The sequence below is a fragment of the Segeticoccus rhizosphaerae genome (genome assembly GCF_009192725.1).
GTDB lineage: Bacteria > Actinomycetota > Actinomycetes > Actinomycetales > Dermatophilaceae > Segeticoccus > Segeticoccus rhizosphaerae.
Map to the genome: position 1 here is coordinate 1 of NZ_VOHR01000013.1, position 16668 is coordinate 16668.

General features: G+C 69.7%; 15 protein-coding genes, 1 tRNA gene and 1 pseudogene. 12 read left to right on the plus strand and 5 right to left on the minus strand.

The window, feature by feature from the left end; translation table 11 throughout:
• The 3 genes from FRW57_RS02320 to FRW57_RS02330 all read right to left on the minus strand — a co-directional run.
• Nucleotides 1–324 (minus strand): DUF2332 family protein (locus FRW57_RS02320; protein WP_152185191.1); only part of this gene is annotated, 324 nt, incomplete at its 3' end.
• Nucleotides 325–425: 101 nt separating this feature from the next.
• A complete protein-coding gene (locus tag FRW57_RS02325; protein ID WP_152185192.1) occupies nucleotides 426–1349 on the minus strand; it encodes a bifunctional methylenetetrahydrofolate dehydrogenase/methenyltetrahydrofolate cyclohydrolase in 924 nt (307 codons plus the stop codon).
• The gene (locus tag FRW57_RS02330) at nucleotides 1346–2446 is read right to left on the minus strand and encodes an adenosine deaminase (protein WP_152185193.1); all 1101 of its coding nucleotides are present in this window, start codon (nucleotides 2444–2446) and stop codon (nucleotides 1346–1348) included. Before FRW57_RS02330 ends, FRW57_RS02325 begins: the two co-directional genes overlap by 4 nt.
• Nucleotides 2447–2636: 190 nt before the next feature.
• Here FRW57_RS02330 and FRW57_RS02335 point away from each other — a divergent pair, with 190 nt between their 5' ends.
• The 4 genes and pseudogenes from FRW57_RS02335 to FRW57_RS02350 all read left to right on the plus strand — a co-directional run bounded on the left by FRW57_RS02335 (nucleotide 2637) and on the right by FRW57_RS02350 (nucleotide 6156).
• Complete coding sequence (locus tag FRW57_RS02335; protein ID WP_137120601.1) at nucleotides 2637–3566, plus strand: ABC transporter ATP-binding protein; 930 nt, start codon at nucleotides 2637–2639, stop codon at nucleotides 3564–3566.
• Entirely contained in the window at nucleotides 3550–4455 is a 906-nt protein-coding gene (locus FRW57_RS02340; RefSeq protein ID WP_152185194.1) for an ABC transporter permease subunit, read from the plus strand. Before FRW57_RS02335 ends, FRW57_RS02340 begins: the two co-directional genes overlap by 17 nt.
• Nucleotides 4456–4591: 136 nt before the next feature.
• A pseudogene (locus FRW57_RS02345) lies at nucleotides 4592–5440 on the plus strand (ABC transporter ATP-binding protein); the annotation flags it as partial.
• Complete coding sequence (locus FRW57_RS02350) at nucleotides 5437–6156, plus strand: ABC transporter permease (RefSeq protein ID WP_137120598.1); 720 nt, start codon at nucleotides 5437–5439, stop codon at nucleotides 6154–6156. The pseudogene FRW57_RS02345 and the gene FRW57_RS02350, both read left to right, overlap by 4 nt.
• Here FRW57_RS02350 and FRW57_RS02355 read toward each other — a convergent pair.
• Both FRW57_RS02355 and FRW57_RS02360 read right to left on the minus strand, forming a co-directional pair.
• Nucleotides 6140–6664 (minus strand): DUF5709 domain-containing protein, encoded by a 525-nt coding sequence (locus FRW57_RS02355; protein ID WP_137120597.1) that lies wholly within the window; start codon nucleotides 6662–6664, stop codon nucleotides 6140–6142. The genes FRW57_RS02350 and FRW57_RS02355 overlap by 17 nt on opposite strands.
• Nucleotides 6665–6735: 71 nt before the next feature.
• Entirely contained in the window at nucleotides 6736–7962 is a 1227-nt protein-coding gene (locus FRW57_RS02360) for a pyridoxal phosphate-dependent aminotransferase (RefSeq protein ID WP_162529228.1), read from the minus strand.
• 231 nt (nucleotides 7963–8193) lie between these two features.
• Between FRW57_RS02360 and FRW57_RS02365 the strand changes: the two genes are divergently transcribed.
• From FRW57_RS02365 to rpoB, 8 genes are all read left to right on the plus strand, one after another.
• Nucleotides 8194–8266: transfer RNA gene (locus FRW57_RS02365), tRNA-Trp, on the plus strand.
• 120 nt (nucleotides 8267–8386) lie between these two features.
• The gene (gene secE / locus FRW57_RS02370) at nucleotides 8387–8665 is read left to right on the plus strand and encodes a preprotein translocase subunit SecE (protein ID WP_373681283.1); all 279 of its coding nucleotides are present in this window, start codon (nucleotides 8387–8389) and stop codon (nucleotides 8663–8665) included.
• Nucleotides 8666–8806: 141 nt separating this feature from the next.
• Nucleotides 8807–9724 (plus strand): transcription termination/antitermination protein NusG, encoded by a 918-nt coding sequence (gene nusG, locus FRW57_RS02375; RefSeq protein ID WP_137120729.1) that lies wholly within the window; start codon nucleotides 8807–8809, stop codon nucleotides 9722–9724.
• A 158-nt stretch (nucleotides 9725–9882) separates the two neighbouring features.
• Nucleotides 9883–10317, plus strand: a complete 435-nt coding sequence (rplK, locus tag FRW57_RS02380; RefSeq protein WP_137120595.1) for a 50S ribosomal protein L11 — start codon at nucleotides 9883–9885, stop codon at nucleotides 10315–10317.
• Between the two features lie 211 nt (nucleotides 10318–10528).
• A complete protein-coding gene (gene rplA / locus FRW57_RS02385; RefSeq protein ID WP_137120594.1) occupies nucleotides 10529–11239 on the plus strand; it encodes a 50S ribosomal protein L1 in 711 nt (236 codons plus the stop codon).
• Between the two features lie 297 nt (nucleotides 11240–11536).
• Nucleotides 11537–12190, plus strand: coding sequence for a 50S ribosomal protein L10 (rplJ, locus tag FRW57_RS02390; protein WP_137120593.1), 654 nt, complete (start codon nucleotides 11537–11539; stop codon nucleotides 12188–12190).
• 65 nt (nucleotides 12191–12255) lie between these two features.
• The gene (rplL, locus tag FRW57_RS02395; RefSeq protein ID WP_137120592.1) at nucleotides 12256–12648 is read left to right on the plus strand and encodes a 50S ribosomal protein L7/L12; all 393 of its coding nucleotides are present in this window, start codon (nucleotides 12256–12258) and stop codon (nucleotides 12646–12648) included.
• A gap of 483 nt (nucleotides 12649–13131) precedes the next feature.
• A complete protein-coding gene (gene rpoB / locus FRW57_RS02400) occupies nucleotides 13132–16617 on the plus strand; it encodes a DNA-directed RNA polymerase subunit beta (protein WP_152185196.1) in 3486 nt (1161 codons plus the stop codon).
• The last annotated feature ends 51 nt before the right edge of the window (nucleotides 16618–16668 follow it).

Below are 16668 nucleotides of genomic sequence, written 5' to 3' on the forward strand. Positions count from 1 at the left end.
AAAGACCGGTGCCAGCGTGGCGAGGCGGCCCGGCTCGTTGGTCTGGGTGGCGCGGGCCAGGATCGTCTCGCGGATCGCGCCGCGGTCCTGCAGCAGCGCGCGGCGCAGTCCGTCGTAGGGGCCCGGTGCGGCGACGCCGTGCCAACGCGCCGCGGCGAAGACGAGGTTGGGTTGCTGCTTGATCCTGGGGAGCTGCCGGATCCACGTCAGCACCTCCTGGTCGTCCGCCACAGCGCTCGCCCAGTCGTGGAAGCACGGTGACTCGTCGCGCGCGTGCTGCGCGAAGGAGCGGTACTGCTCGACGAGGTCCTGCCAGAGCTCCATGTCGCCTCCTCTTCGTGCCTCGACCGCCCGGTCCGGCGTCGGCGCCCGGTTGCTGCGGCCGGAACGTGCAGCGACCCCTTCCCGGCCGAGGTGGCCCTCGCTCAGCCGGACGAGGGGGCCCCCGCCATCCCGGCCAGGCGGGTCAGGTTGCGGGTGGCCATGGTCACGGTCATCGGACCCACTCGGGGCACGAACACGGAGGCCACCGCACGGATCGAGTCGTCGAAGTTGCGGAACTGCGAGAAGTTCACGCAGATCGCGCCGGCCCTGATCTCCTCACCCGCGACGAGCCGGAACTCGCGGCTCGGCACGCCCGTGATCACCACCTCGGCGCGTGCGAGCGCCTCGGCGCGGGTCTCGTCGGAGTCGCGCACGGTGTGGGTGAGGTGGCGTCCGGCCGGCTCGAAGACCTGGGTGCCGTCCAGGTCGAGGGAGACCACCTCGGCGCCGTCGTTGGCCAGCATCGCGGCGAGGGGACGGCCCACGATGTCCGACCGGTTGATCACGCACGCCGTCACCCCGCTGAGCGGCAGCGGACCCGGCGCAGCGAGGCTCGCGATGCCTGCGGCGTCCAACAGCTTGAGGATCGCCAGCGGCGTGCAGGGCAGGATCGCCTTGTGGGTGTGGGCACCGTCCAGCCAGCGGAGGTTCTCGTAGAGGTTGCGGCTCCAGAAGCTGTGCATCCCCTCGATGTCCTTGCGCGGGTCGACGAGCTCGCGCAACCACCGGTCCTCCTCGGCACCCAGCAGCGGGTAGTAGAGGAAGATGCCGTGCACGTCCGGGTCGACGTTGGCTCGCTGGATGGCGGTGACGACCTCCTCCGGCGCGGGTTGGACCAGGTCGAACTTGATGCCCACCGACTCGGCGCCCTGGCGGGCATACCGGGCATAGGTCGCGGCCGGCCCGTCGGCCTGGGTGAGCAGCCCGACGATGCGCAGCGGCCGGCCCAGCGCCGCCACCCGCCCGCGCACCTCCTCGGCGAAGGAACGAGCCACCTCGGCCGGGTCCAGGACGCGGGCGCTCATGGGGTCCTCCTCGGGTCGACGACGGGCGTGCCGGACCTGTTCGGCTCGGGCGGCTGGTCGCTTTCGGCCTGCCCGGATCCGGCGACCCACGCGTCGACCTCCGACAACAGGGCCTTCTGCAGGGCCACCGGGGCCCGCGACCCGCGGATCGAACCTCGTGCGAGGTCGGCCAGCTGTCCGTCGTCCAGTCCGTGGTCCACCCGCGCGCTCTCGTACTGCGCCTCGAGCCGGTTGCCGAACAGCAACGGGTCGTCGGCGCCGAGAGCGAGCCGAGCGCCGGCGTCGACCAGCTGCCGCAACGGCACCCGGGCGGCGGCGTCGTAGACCCCGAGCGCCACGTTGCTGCCCGGGCACAGCTCGAGCGTCACCTCGTCCTGCACGACGGTATCGAGGACTCGCGGGTCCTCGATGCTCCGCACCCCGTGCCCCAGCCGGTCCGGGGCGAGGAAGTGGAGCGTCTCGGCCACCGCGTCCGCCCCGAGGAGCTCGCCGGCGTGGGGCACGAGCGCCAGACCGGCCTTGCGGGCGATCGCAAACGCAGGGGCGAAGTCCGGTGTGTTGCCACGGCGTTCGTCGTTGCTGAGGCCGAAGCCGACGACTGTGCCCGGCCCCTCGCCGGCGTGCTTGGCGGCGAGACGCGCCAAGGTGCGCGCGTCCAGGGGATGGCGCATCCGGCTCGCCGCCACGATCACGCCCACGCCCGTCCCCGTGGCCTCCGAGGCCGACCGGGCCTCGTCGAGGACGATCTCGAGGGCCGGAGTGATACCGCCGACGTGCGGGGCGTAGGAGGTCGGGTCGACCTGGATCTCCAGCCAGCGCGAGCCCTCGGCGGCGTCGTCCTCGGCCGCCTCGCGGACGATCCGCCGCATGTCCTGCTCGCCACGCACGCAGTGGCGGGCGGCGTCATACAGGCGTTGGAACCGGAACCACCCGCGCTCGTCCGTCGCCTTCAGCCGTGGCGGCCAGGAGGCGGTGAGCGAGTCCGGGAGCCGCATCGAGTGCCGGTCGGCCATGTCGAGCAGGGTGGGCAGTCGCATCGAACCGGTGAAGTGGAGGTGCAGGTGGGCCTTGGGCAGGGTCTGCACCGGGCGAGCCATGCCGTCAGTCTGCCATCCGGCCCCTGTCGCGCCCCGAGGTCGGGCCGGCCCGACGCGTTCAGCACGTCGCCGGGCAGGTGCAGCGCACCCGCTCACTGTGCCACGGCCCCGACGGGCGCATCCGACAGAATTTGCGCCCGTCGAGGTGAATGTGTTCGCCCCCCGGTTGCCCCGCGGATAGGTTGGGCGCATGGCGGCGATCGAGACGGGGGGCCTCACCAAGGCCTACCCTCGCGTCACCGCGCTCGACGGCCTCACCGTGACGATCGGGGACGGCGTGACCGGCCTGGTCGGGGCCAATGGCGCCGGCAAGTCCACCCTGATCAAGATCCTGCTCGGGCTGCTCCCCGCGACCAGCGGTGAAGCGCGGGTCCTCGGGTATGACGTGGCGGCCCAGGGGGCGCAGATCCGTGCCCTGGTCGGCTACATGCCCGAGCACGACTGCCTGCCCGCCGACGTGTCCGCCAGCGACTTCGTCGTGCACATGGCCCAGATGTCCGGCCTGCCCCACACCGCCGCCCGTGAGCGGGCTGCCGACGTCCTGCGCCACGTCGGCCTCGCCGAGGAGCGCTACCGCGTCATGGGCGGCTACTCCACCGGCATGAAGCAGCGCGCCAAGCTCGCCCAGGCCCTGGTGCACGACCCGCGGCTGGTCCTGCTCGACGAGCCGACCAACGGACTCGACCCCGCCGCGCGCGACGACATGCTCGAGCTCGTCCGCAGGATCGGCCACGACTTCGGCATCTCGGTGCTGGTCACCTCCCACCTGCTCGGTGAGCTCGAGCGGATCAGCGACCACGTGGTGGTCCTCGACGGTGGCCGGATGCTGCGGTCGTCCGCGACCTCCGAGTTCACCCAGTCCACCGGTCTCCTGCTCGTCGAGGTCTTCGGCAACCGGGCCGACCACGACCGGATGGGGCAGGCCCTCGTCGACGCCGGTCTGGCGGCTCGGCCGCACGGCGACCTCATCGAGGTGGAGGCCGCAGACCCGGCTGTCCACGACGTCATCCGCGACCTGGCCTGCGATCTCGAGCTCGGCCTGGTGCGCATGCAGCAGCACCACCGCCGCATCGAGGACGTCTTCAAGGAAGGGGAGGCCGGCAGTGTCCAGCCCGTCTGACCCGAGGGTGGCGCCACCGCGCGGCGTCATCCATGACATCGGTTACCGGCCGTATGCCGGTCCGCGCCTGGGGGAGGGGCAGGTCGCCTTCTCGTTGTTCCTGACCGGGCTGCGCAACTGCTTCGGCCTCGGGCGCTCGGGCAAGTCGAAGGTGCTCCCGCTGCTCCTGCTGGTGCTCATGGTCCTGCCGGCGCTGATCCTCGTCGCCGTCATGGTCCAGCTCAAGATGGACCAGCAGCTACTGCCGTATGCGCGCTACGCGATGGTCACCCAGTTGCTCGTCTCGGTGTTCGTCGCGGCGCAGGCGCCGGCGCTGATCTCACGCGACCTGCGCTTCCGGACCATCACCTTGTACCTGGCTCGGCCCCTGCGCCGCAGCACCTACGTGCTGGTGCGGCTCGCCTCGCTGACGGCCGCCGTATTCATCCTGCTGGTCGCACCCCTGCTCGTGCTGCTGCTCGGCGGGCTGCTGGCCGACCTGTCCGTCTGGGGACAGGTGCGCGGCTTCCTCGAGGCCACCGCGGCCGTGCTGGTCCTCGCCGCGGTCCTCGCCTGCCTGTCCGCGCTGGTCTCGGCGGTCACCACCAAACGTGGCATCGCGGTGGCGGCCGTGATCGTCGTGCTGCTGGTCAGCTACACCGTGGTGAGCGCGATCCAGGGCATCTCCGTCGACCAGGGCAACGACACCCTCGGACAGGCCGTCGGGCTGTTCTGCCCGTTCACTCTCATCGACGGCCTCCAGCACTGGGTCTTCAACGCACCGCCGTCGACGCCGGCACCGCCCGAAGGCACCGGCATCGGCGTGGTCTTCCTGATCGTGACCGTCCTCGTGCTGGCCGGGTCGGTCACGGCCATGCTGTTGCGCTACCGGAAGGCGGTGTCCGTGTGAGGGGCGACGACCAGCGGCGACAGTTCGGCGGAGCGACTCTGCCGCCGAGGAGCCGCGACGAGGAGAACCCGTGAGCGTGATCGCGCTGGAGAACGTCTCCCGCTGGTACCACAACGTCGTGGCCGTCAACGACGTCTCGATGACCATCGGGCCCGGCGTCACCGGTCTGCTCGGCCCCAACGGCGCCGGCAAGTCGACGCTGATCTCGCTGATGTCCGGCTTCCTCGCGCCCTCGGCCGGGTCGGTCACCTTGGACGGGAAGCGGCTGTGGCGCAACCCGGAGATCTATCGCGTCATCGGCCTGGTGCCCGAGCGCGAGGCGCTGTTCGACTACCTCACGGGCCGGCAGTTCGTCACGGCCAACGCCGAGCTGCACCGGCTGCCCGACCCCGGAGCAGCCGCGCACCACGCGCTCGCCGTGGTGGAGATGACCGACGCGCAGGACAGGGCCATCTCCACCTACTCCAAGGGCATGCGCCAGCGGGTCAAGATGGCCTCGGCGCTCGTGCACGACCCGGCCGTGCTGCTCCTCGACGAGCCGTTCAACGGGATGGACCCCCGTCAGCGGATGCACCTGATGGAGCTGCTGAGGCGGATGGGGGCGGAGGGCCGCACGGTGCTGTTCAGCTCGCACATCCTCGAGGAGGTCGAGCAGGTGGCACGCCAGATCGAGGTTGTCGTCGCGGGCCGGCACGCCGCATCCGGTGACTTCGGCGCGATCCGCCGGCTGATGACCGATCGGCCCAACCGCTACGTCCTGCGCAGCAGCGACGACAGGGCGCTGGCGTCCGCGCTCCTGACCGATCCGTCGGTCCGCGGCGCCACCCTACGCACCCAGGGTGGTCTCGATGTCGAGGCGAGCGACTTCGGCCGCTTCGCCCAGGTGCTGCCGCGGCTCGCCCGTGACCACTCCGTCCGCCTGCTCGAGGTCGCGCCGACCGACGAGTCGCTCGAGAGCGTCTTCGCCTACCTGGTGTCCTCGTGAACGCCACCATCGTCCGCCTCGGCGTGCGTGCGGTGCTCGGCCGCCGGCGCGGCATCATGCTGTTCATCCTGCCGGTGATCCTCATCCTGCTGGCCTTTGTGGTGCGCGCGCTCGCCGGCGAGGGGACCGACACCGCGGGCCACCTCCTGCCCCCGCTCGGGCTCCACGTCCTGTTGCCGCTGGTCGCGCTGATCGCCGCCTCGAGCGTCCTGGCCCCCGAGATCGACGACGGCTCGATCGTCTACCTGCTCGCCAAGCCGATCTCCCGGTTCACCATCACCTCCAGCAAGCTGGTGGTGGCGCTCGGGTGCACCGTCGTGTTCGCGGTCGTGCCGATCCTGATCGCCGGACTCATCCTCGCCACCGGCACACCGCTGCTGGCGGTGGCCTACGCGGTCGGCGCGCTGGTGGCGGGCACGGCATACGCGGCGCTGTTTACCTGGCTGTCCGCGTTGACCCGCCACGCCGTGGTCATCGGGCTGATCTACGTGTTGCTCTGGGAGGGCCTGATCGGTGGCCTCGTGAGCGGCGTGCGGTGGGTCAGCATCAGCTGGTGGGCCAGCGCGATCGCCGAGGCCGTCGATGACCGGCTGCGGCTGGTCTCGCCCGACCTGGGACTGCCGTATGCCGTGATCGCCTCGGTGATCGTCGTGGCCGGGTTCGTCCTGCTGGCGGCCCGCCGGCTGCAGGGCTTCAACCTCACGGGCGACGAGTAGACCGGTCCGGATCCGCGTCGCCGTCGATGGTGTGCATGGCCGCTTCCTCGGCCGAGGCGGAGCCGCCCGCGATTCCCTCGTCCTCGGCGTAGAGCTCGGAGTCCTCGTCCTCGTGGGCGCCCTCGTCGGGAGCCATCAGCCGTCCGGTGCGCTCGTCGCCCACCTCGTCGTCGCCGAGGAAGTCGTCGTCGGCGGCGATCGAGTCGGGGTCGTCGCCCCCGAGACGGTCCTCGTCGAGCCCGCTCTCGTTGTCCGGCGCGCCGTAGGCCGAGTCGGGGTCGGGCACCTCCTGGGCGATCCGCTGCTCCAGGGTCTCCCCCCGCTCCTGCTCCGCGGCGGTGGTGCCGAAGCGGTCCACCCCGCGCGGCTGCTCGGGTGGCGAGTAACCCTCGTCGAGGGCGTCATCGACGCCACGGTCGACGAGCGTGTCCTCCTCCGACAGCTGGTCCTCGTCGTCGAGGCTGAAGCTGCCCATGGCCTCCGCGCCGGTGTCCTCGTGATCAGTCATGCGCGCCCCCTGTGGTCGCTCCTCATGCTGCGACTCTAGGCCGACAGGCGCCGTGAGGCATCCCCAGCGGCCTACTTCGCCTCGCCCAGCAGCCGCTGGATCCGGCCGACCCCCTCCTCGAGGTCCGCGTCACCGAGCGCGTAGGACAGACGCAGGTAGCCGCTGGGCCCGAAGGCCTCGCCCGGGACGACCGCGACCTCGGCCTCCTCGAGGATCAGTTCGGCCAGCTCCACCGAGGTCTTGGGTGTCCGGCCGCGAATGGTCCGACCGAGCACACCCTTGACCGAGGGATAGGCGTAGAACGCGCCCTCGGGGGTCGGGCACTCGACACCGTCGATCTCGTTCAGCATCGACACGATGGTCCGGCGGCGCCGGTCGAAGGCGGTCCTCATCTGCGTGACCGCCTCGAGCGAGCCGGACAGCGCCGCGACGGCGGCGCGCTGCGACACGTTCGCCACGTTGGAGGTGGCGTGCGACTGCAGGTTGGTCGCGGCCTTGACCACATCCTTGGGCCCGATCATCCAGCCGACCCGCCAGCCGGTCATGGCGTAGGTCTTCGCCACCCCGTTGAGCACGACGCACGTGTCGACCAGCTCCGGGACCTCGACGGGCATCGAGGCCAGGGGGACACCGTCATACCGCAGGTGCTCGTAGATCTCGTCGGTGACCACCCACACGCCGTGCTCGTGCGCCCACCGGCCGATGGCGCGCACCTGATCGGGGGTGTAGACCGCACCGGTCGGGTTGGCGGGGGAGTTGAACAGCAGCACCTTGGTGCGGTCGGTGCGCGCCGACTCGAGCTGGTCGACGGTGACGCGATAGCCCTGGGTCTCGTCGGCGAAGACCTCGACCGGCTCGCCGCCGGCCAGCCGGATGGCCTCGGGGTAGGTGGTCCAGTAGGGCGCGAGCAGCAGCACCTCGTCGCCGGGGTCGAGCAGCGCGGCGAAGGTGTTGTAGACGGCCTGCTTGCCGCCGTTGGTGACCAGCACGTTCTCGGGCGCGCACGCGAAACCGCTGTCTCGCTCGGTCTTGGCCACGATGGCCGCCTTGAGGTCGGGCAGCCCACCGGCCGGCGTGTAGCGGTGGTTGGCCGGGTCCTGCGCGGCGGCGACGGCGGCGGCGACGACGTAGTCGGGTGTCGGGAAATCCGGCTCGCCGGCACCGAACCCGATGACCGGCCGGCCGGCGGCCTTGAGCGCCTTGGCCTTGGCGTCGACGGCGAGCGTCGCGGACTCGGCGATGGAGCCGATCCGGTGGGAGACGCGGGGGAGCGGGGGGCGGGGCTGGGAAGACGTCACGTCCTTCAGGATGACAGAAGGCCGGTATGCCGTGTGCTCGCCGTCCGTTCCTCGGTCGCCCGGGGTGGCCGGCGCGGGCCCGGGTCCCGGGTTCGCCATCGGCGCACCGTCTCGCGTACACTCGCACCTCGGGTGGTTGACGACAACCATGCTGACGCATGCCCGTCGCCGGTCGCCTGCACGAACACAGCGCACGAGCACGACGCACCTGCATGACCCAGCAGCACCCTTAGGGCAGTGGCTCAATTGGTAGAGCACCGGTCTCCAAAACCGGCGGTTGGGGGTTCGAGTCCCTCCTGCCCTGCGTAGTGATTTGGACGACGCACCGCAGTTGGACGACGTCGTGAGTTGGATGACACCGCGCGGACGCGGTGCCGGTGGCAGCCGCCACCGGCAGCGTGACCGCAGCCAGAGATGAGGAACTGTGACCGAAACGAGCACGGCAGGTGCCCGTGGCTCCGGTCGTTCGCCGTCGATGCCGCCCCGGCGCAACCCGGTGAGCCGGATGTTCGCGGCGATCAGCCTCTTCATTGCGCAGATCCTCGACGAGTTGCGCAAGGTGGTGCGGCCCACGCGGCAGGAGCTCACGACCTACACCACGGTCGTGATCGTCTTCGTGGGCGCGATGATGGCCTACGTGTTCGGTCTCGACCAGATCTTCGTACGCGTGGTGAGCTTCGTGTTCGGCAGCGGCGGCGGCTGACCTGGCCGTCCGCGATGCCCGTGGCGGCGGTGTCCGCCGCGCGCGGCGTCACCGCGCCCGGCGCAGTGCTACGAGTGACCGTGCCGTCGCAGTAGTGACAACAGATGAGTTCCGCAGACTTCAGCAGTGAGGAAGCAGGTCATGTCCGAGCAATGGACCGCCGACGCCGAGAGCGCCGAGAGCACCACGGAGACCGCCGCACCCCAGGTGCCGGCCGAGCCCGAGGTTCCCGAGGCGGCTGACGCGCCCGCGACCGAGGAAGCCGCAACGGGGGTCGAGGACACCGTGGGGGATGTGCCGGCGCCCGACGCCGACGCCGCGCCCGACGCCGACACCGCCCCCGACGGGGAGGACGTCACTGCGGCCGAGGGCGAGGACGCGACTGCCGCCGAGGGCGAGAGCGAGGACGCGACTGCTGCCGAGGGCGAGGACGCGACTGCCGCCGAGCCGGAGCAGGACCCGCTCGAGGCCTTCAAGGACGAGCTGCGCAGCCAGTTCGGTGAGTGGTACGTCATCCACTCCTACGCGGGCTACGAGAAGCGGGTCAAGACCAACCTCGAGACGCGCGCCACCAGCCTGAACATGGAGGACTACATCTTCCAGGTCGAGGTGCCGACCGAGGACGTCACCGAGATCAAGAATGGGCAGCGCAAGCAGATCACCCGGGTGCGGATGCCCGGCTACGTGCTGGTCCGGATGGACCTCACCGACGAGAGCTGGGGTGCGGTGCGGCACACGCCGGGTGTGACCGGCTTCGTCGGCCACACCCACCAGCCGGTGCCGCTCAGCCTCGACGAGGTCGTCACCATGCTCGCGCCGCAGTTCGAGTCCAAGGACCTGGCGACCGGCGAGGTCGCGGCCGGCAGCAAGCAGGCCGAGGTCAAGGTCGTCGACTTCGAGGTCGGCGAGTCCGTCACGGTCATGGAGGGCCCGTTCGAGACCCTGCCCGCCACCATCTCCGAGATCAACCCCGAGAGCCAGAAGCTCAAGGTGCTGGTCTCGATCTTCGGCCGCGAGACCCCCGTCGAGCTGTCGTTCAACCAGGTCGCCAAGATCTAGACGCACGGGGGGCTCGACCCCCTGTGCGCCCCCGACTGCGAGGCGTTCGCCTCGCGCACAACTGAATACTCCTACCCTGAACCGCTCGCCCCGTTCGCGGTTCGGATGCAACCGGGTCATCGCCCATGGCGTCGGCCCATCACCGAAAGAGGAATCGCATGCCCCCCAAGAGCAAGAAGGTCTCCGGCTTCATCAAGCTGCAGATCCAGGCCGGCCAGGCCACGCCCGCACCGCCCGTCGGTCCGGCGCTCGGTCAGCACGGCGTCAACATCATGGAGTTCGTCAAGGCCTACAATGCCGCGACGGAGTCCCAGCGTGGCAACGTCATCCCGGTGGAGATCACGGTCTTCGAGGACCGCTCGTTCACCTTCATCACCAAGACGCCGCCCGCGGCCGAGCTGATCAAGAAGGCCGCCGGCGTGGCCAAGGGTTCCGGTGAGCCGAACAAGACCAAGGTCGCCAAGCTCACCGCGGCACAGGTCCGCGAGATCGCTGAGCAGAAGATGGCCGACCTCAACGCCAACGACCTCGACCAGGCGAGCAAGATCATCGCCGGCACCGCACGCTCGATGGGCATCACCACCGAGCTCTGACCGACAGACCCGGTACGCCGCCCGCCCAGGCTCGTGCTCACTCCGGGCCGCATTGCTCCGCCGGGACCGGTTCTCGAGGACGCAAGAGCGGCCCGAGGTGAGCAAAGCAGCCGCCGGTGAGCACACGGCATACTGAACATCCGTGGGAGGGCCAGCGCTGGCCCGCACCACAGCTCCACCCATCCAGCAGGATCAGTTTCAAGGAGAAGCAGTGAAGCGCAGCAAGGCCTACCGCGCCGCAGCGGACAAGATCCAGGAGGACCGGCTCTACTCGCCCCGCGAGGCCGTCCACCTGGCCAAGGAGACCTCCACCACCAAGTACGACGCGACCGTCGAGGTCGCCATGCGCCTCGGGGTCGACCCCCGCAAGGCCGACCAGATGGTGCGTGGCACCGTCAACCTGCCCAACGGCACGGGCAAGACCGCCCGGGTCCTGGTGTTCGCCACCGGTGACCGCGCCGCCCAGGCGACCGCTGCCGGTGCCGACTTCGTCGGTTCCGACGACATGCTCGAGAAGGTGCAGGGTGGCTGGCTCGACTTCGACGCCGTCGTCGCCACGCCCGACCTGATGGGCAAGGTCGGCCGGCTCGGCAAGGTGCTGGGCCCCCGCGGCCTGATGCCCAACCCGAAGACCGGCACCGTGACCATGGACGTGGCCAAGGCCGTGTCCGACATCAAGGGTGGCAAGATCGAGTTCCGGCTCGACAAGCACGCCAACCTGCACTTCATCATCGGCAAGACCTCGTTCAGCGAGGACAAGCTGTTCGAGAACTACACGGCGGCGCTCGACGAGGTGCTGCGGCTCAAGCCGTCGTCCTCGAAGGGCCGCTACATCGAGAAGGCCACCGTGAGCACCACCATGGGGCCCGGCATCCCGATCGACGCGACCCGCACCCGCGTGGTCGACGACGTCGCCAGCTGACCCAGCCCACGAGAGCCCGCCACCCTTATTGGGGAGGCGGGCTCTCGCCCGTTCCGGGCTGTGGCGGACGACGATTTGGTCGCCGCGTCACCGGGCCCGTAGGATGACGACACCAAAGACCGCCGGTCGACCCTGCGCGCGAGTGCACGGGCCCGAAGGTCCCGCCGAAGGCGGGCGACCAGCGCAGGTGAGCAGCACGTGGCATACCCGTTCGTATGCCGTGAGCCCCGCGCCCTGCGCCGGGGCTCTCGTCGTCTCCAGGGCCTTCACACCGGCACTCACCCGGAAGGAGGCCCCATGGCAAAGCCCGAGAAGCAGGCTGCCATCGCCGAGCTGGCGGACAAGTTCCGTAGCTCGGATGCGGCCGTGCTCACGGAGTACCGCGGCTTGTCCGTGGCGCAGCTGACCTCGCTGCGCACCTCCATTCGCGAGCACGCAACCTACGCCGTGGTGAAGAACACGCTCACCGAGATCGCCGCGAAGGAAGCCGGAGTCACGGCTTTCGACGGACACCTCCAGGGCCCCTCGGCCATCGCCTTCATCACCGGTGATCCGGTCGAGGCGGCCAAGGGCCTGCGTGACTTCGCCAAGGCCAACCCCCACCTCGTGATCAAGGCTGGCGTCCTCGACGGCAAGCCCCTGTCTCCCGAGGAGCTCACCCAGCTCGCGGACCTCGAGTCCCGCGAGGTGCTGCTGGCCAAGCTGGCCGGCGCCATGAAGGCGTCGCTCAGCCAGGCGGCATCCCTGTTCGCCGCGCCCTTGTCGCAGACGGCCCGTGTGGTCGAGGCTCTGCGTGCCAAGGTCGAGGCGGAGGGGGCGGCGGTCCCCGAGACCGCGAACGAGGCGGACTCGACCGAGCCCGCCGAGAGCACCACCACGGACGAGGCGGCTTCGGTCCAGGCCGACGCCTCTGCCACCCCAGACGTCGCCGCGGGTGGCGACGAGAGCTGACGCGCTCCGCGCCAGCTTCCACACCAGATCACGCCACTCACGGCAAGAACAGAAAGGACGCCATCATGGCGAAGCTCAGCACTGACGAGCTCCTCGAGGCTTTCAAGGAAATGACCCTGATCGAGCTCTCCGAGTTCGTGAAGCAGTTCGAGGAGACCTTCGATGTCACCGCTGCTGCCCCGGTTGCCGTCGCGGCCGCCGGTGCCCCGGCTGCCGGTGGCGGCGACGCCGCCGCCGCGGAGGAGAAGGACGAGTTCGACGTCATCCTCGAGGCCGCGGGCGACAAGAAGATCCAGGTCATCAAGGAGGTGCGGTCCCTCACGAGCCTCGGCCTGAAGGAGGCCAAGGACCTCGTCGACGGCGCCCCGAAGCCGGTCCTCGAGGCCGCCGCCAAGGACGTCGCGGAGAAGGCCAAGGCCGCCCTCGAGGGCGCCGGCGCCACCGTCACCCTCAAGTGACCCCTTCCCGGGCGGGGGCGGCCCGCGGCTGAGGCCGCGCCACCCCCGCGTGGGAGAGCCGCAAGGCGGGAGAGACCACACGGTCTCTCCCGCCTTCGTCGTTCCCGGACGGGGCCGGCTGCCGCCGGAGAAGAAGGCCGTATGACGTGCCCTCGTCGCCCGCGAGGGGCCGCCGACCCGCCGCCGAGCCAATCTCGTGGGGCGTTTCGTCTTGACGCGGGGGCCTCGGGGCGTCACCATCGTCGCAAGAGATGACGAGGTCAGGCGTGCGGAGAGGTGACTGCCGGACAGGCAGTTGGACTTGTCTGCCCTGATGCGGGTATGCTATCGCTTTGCGCTGCCTTGACGTCTCCTCCACCTCCTCCGCGCCGCCGTTCGTGCCCCTTGGGCGCGCCCTGTGGACACGACAGGATGCATGGTTGAGCCGCCGGGCTCCCGCGCACGACTTGCCGCATTGACTTCAGGCCCGTGGAAGGACCCTCCTTGGCTGCCTCGCGTACCGCGACCCAGACTGTGTCCACTGCTCGTACGGCTTCTGGCCGTCTCTCCTTCGCGAAGATTCGCGAACCTCTCGAAGTTCCTGACCTGCCGGCCCTCCAGACCGAGAGCTTTGACTGGCTCCTCGGCAACGAGCGTTGGCAGGCACGGATCGCGGCCGCCAAGGCCGAGGGCCGTGTGGACGTCCCCGACCGATCCGGCCTCGAGGAGATCTTCGAGGAGATCTCCCCGATCGAGGACTTCTCCGGATCGATGTCGCTGTCGTTCCGCGACCACCGCTTCGAGGAGAAGAAGTACTCCATCGAGGAGTGCAAAGAGCGGGACATGACTTACTCCGCTCCGCTGTTCGTCACGGCGGAGTTCATGAACACCACCACCGGTGAGATCAAGAGCCAGACGGTCTTCATGGGCGACTTCCCGCTCATGACCGACCGCGGCACCTTCGTGATCAACGGCACCGAGCGTGTGGTCGTCTCCCAGCTGGTGCGTAGCCCCGGCGTCTACTTCGAGCGCAGCCTGGACAAGACCTCCGACAAGGACGTCTACACCGCAAAGGTCATCCCCAGCCGCGGTGCCTGGCTCGAGTTCGAGGTCGACAAGCGCGACATGGTCGGCGTGCGCGTCGACCGCAAGCGCAAGCAGTCGGTGACCGTGCTGCTCAAGGCCCTCGGCTGGACCGAGGCGCAGATCCTGGAGGAGTTCGGCGACTACGAGTCGATCCGCCAGACCCTGGAGAAGGACCACACGGCCGACCAGGACGAGGCGCTGCTCGACATCTACCGCAAGCTGCGCCCGGGCGAGCCGCCGACCCGTGAGGCCGCCCAGACGCTGCTGGACAACCTCTACTTCAACCCCAAGCGCTACGACCTGGCCAAGGTCGGCCGCTACAAGATCAACAAGAAGCTCGGCATCGAGGCGCCGCTGGCGGAGTCCGTGCTGTCGCTCGACGACATCGTCGCCACGATCCGCTACATCGTCGCGCTGCACGCCGGTGAGACGACCATGGCCGGTCGGCGCGACGGCAAGGACGTCGACGTGCGGGTCGAGGTCGACGACATCGACCACTTCGGCAACCGCCGTCTGCGCAACGTCGGCGAGCTCATCCAGAACCAGGTCCGCACGGGCCTGTCCCGGATGGAGCGCGTCGTCCGCGAGCGGATGACCACCCAGGACGTCGAGGCCATCACGCCGCAGACCCTGATCAACATCCGGCCGGTCGTCGCCTCCATCAAGGAGTTCTTCGGCACCAGCCAGCTGTCGCAGTTCATGGACCAGAACAACCCGCTCGCGGGTCTGACCCACAAGCGCCGCCTGTCGGCGCTGGGCCCGGGCGGTCTGTCCCGTGACCGCGCCGGCATGGAGGTCCGTGACGTCCACCCGAGCCACTACGGCCGGATGTGCCCGATCGAGACCCCGGAAGGCCCGAACATCGGCCTGATCGGCTCGCTCGCCTCCTACGGACGGATCAACCCGTTCGGCTTCGTCGAGACCCCTTACCGCAAGGTGGTCAAGGGCCAGGTCACCGACGACGTCGACTACCTGTCCGCCGACGAGGAGGACGAGTTCGTCATCGCGCAGGCCAACGCGCCCCTGACCGCGGAAGGCCACTTCGCCGAGGAGCGGGTCATGGTCCGCACCAAGGGTGGAGAGGTCGCCGACATCCCGGCGGAGGACGTCGACTACATGGACGTCTCGGCCCGGCAGATGGTCTCGGCGGCGACCGCGCTGATCCCGTTCCTCGAGCACGACGACGCCAACCGTGCGCTCATGGGCGCCAACATGCAGCGTCAGGCCGTGCCGCTGGTGCAGTCCGAGGCCCCCCTCGTCGGCACCGGCATCGAGTACCGCGCGGCGCTCGACTCCGGCGACGTCGTGCGCTCGGAGAAGCCCGGCGTGGTGCAGGAGGTGTCCGCGGACACCGTCACGGTGGCCGCCGACGACGGCACCTACCAGACCTACCGCATCGCCAAGTTCACCCGCTCCAACCAGGGCACCAGCTACAACCAGCGGGTCATGGTGGACGAGGGTGACCGGCTCGAGGCCGGCGGCGTGATCGCCGACGGTCCCGCGACCGACGGCGGCGAGATGGCCCTGGGCAAGAACCTGCTCGTGGCGTTCATGCCCTGGGAAGGGCACAACTACGAGGACGCGATCATCCTGTCGCAGCGCCTCGTGCAGGACGACGTGCTCTCCTCGATCCACATCGAGGAGCACGAGATCGACGCCCGTGACACCAAGCTGGGCCCCGAGGAGATCACCCGGGACATCCCGAACGTCTCCGAGGAGGTCCTGGCCGACCTCGACGACCGCGGCATCATCCGCATCGGCGCCGAGGTCCGTGACGGCGACCTGCTGGTCGGCAAGGTCACGCCCAAGGGCGAGACCGAGCTGACCCCCGAGGAGCGCCTGCTGCGCGCGATCTTCGGTGAGAAGGCCCGTGAGGTCCGCGACACCTCGATGAAGGTCCCGCACGGCGAGACCGGCACGGTCATCGGCGTCAAGGTCTTCGACCGCGAGGAGGGCGACGAGCTCCCGCCCGGCGTCAACCAGCTGGTGCGCGTCTACACCGCCAACAAGCGCAAGATCACCGACGGCGACAAGCTCGCCGGCCGCCACGGCAACAAGGGCGTCATCTCCAAGATCCTGCCGGTCGAGGACATGCCGTTCCTCGACGACGGCACGCCGGTCGACATCGTGCTCAACCCGCTCGGTGTGCCGGGCCGGATGAACGTCGGCCAGATCCTCGAGATCCACCTCGGCTGGGCGGCGTCGCGCGGCTGGCAGATCGAGGGCGATCCCGACTGGGCGTCGATGATCCCGCAGGACGCCCGCTCGGCCGAGCCGGGCACCCGCGTCGCCTCACCGGTGTTCGACGGTGCCCGCGAGCACGAGATCACCGGCCTGCTGGAGTCGACGACCCCGACCCGGGACGGCCAGCGACTGGTCGGCGAGTCGGGCAAGACCCGGCTGTTCGACGGCCGCTCCGGCGAGCCGTTCCCGGACCCGGTGTCGGTGGGCTACATGTACATCCTCAAGCTGCACCACCTGGTCGACGACAAGATCCACGCGCGCTCGACCGGTCCCTACTCGATGATCACCCAGCAGCCGCTCGGCGGTAAGGCCCAGTTCGGTGGCCAGCGCTTCGGTGAGATGGAGGTCTGGGCACTCGAGGCCTACGGCGCGGCCTACGCGCTGCAGGAGCTGCTGACGATCAAGTCGGACGACGTGACCGGACGGGTCAAGGTCTACGAGGCGATCGTCAAGGGCGAGAACATCCCCGAGCCCGGCATCCCCGAGTCGTTCAAGGTGCTCATCAAGGAGATGCAGTCGCTGTGCCTCAACGTCGAGGTGCTCTCCAGCGACGGCACGTCCATCGACATGAGGGACTCCGACGACGAGGTCTTCCGCGCTGCGGAGGAGCTCGGCATCGACCTGTCGCGGCGTGAGCCCAGCTCGGTTGAAGAGGTCTGAGGTCTACGACCCCTGCAACCCACGAACTCAACTTTCACGGCATACGAAAGT

Coding starts and splice junctions, on each gene's coding strand:
- rplK (WP_137120595.1), top strand. CDS start 9,883: ATGCCCCCCAAGAGCAAGAAGGTCTCCGGCTTCATCAAGCTGCAGATC.
- rplJ (WP_137120593.1), top strand. CDS start 11,537: ATGGCAAAGCCCGAGAAGCAGGCTGCCATCGCCGAGCTGGCGGACAAG.
- rplL (WP_137120592.1), top strand. CDS start 12,256: ATGGCGAAGCTCAGCACTGACGAGCTCCTCGAGGCTTTCAAGGAAATG.
- FRW57_RS02355 (WP_137120597.1), bottom strand. CDS start 6,664: ATGACTGATCACGAGGACACCGGCGCGGAGGCCATGGGCAGCTTCAGC.
- FRW57_RS02335 (WP_137120601.1), top strand. CDS start 2,637: ATGGCGGCGATCGAGACGGGGGGCCTCACCAAGGCCTACCCTCGCGTC.
- FRW57_RS02325 (WP_152185192.1), bottom strand. CDS start 1,349: ATGAGCGCCCGCGTCCTGGACCCGGCCGAGGTGGCTCGTTCCTTCGCC.
- FRW57_RS02330 (WP_152185193.1), bottom strand. CDS start 2,446: ATGGCTCGCCCGGTGCAGACCCTGCCCAAGGCCCACCTGCACCTCCAC.
- nusG (WP_137120729.1), top strand. CDS start 8,807: ATGTCCGAGCAATGGACCGCCGACGCCGAGAGCGCCGAGAGCACCACG.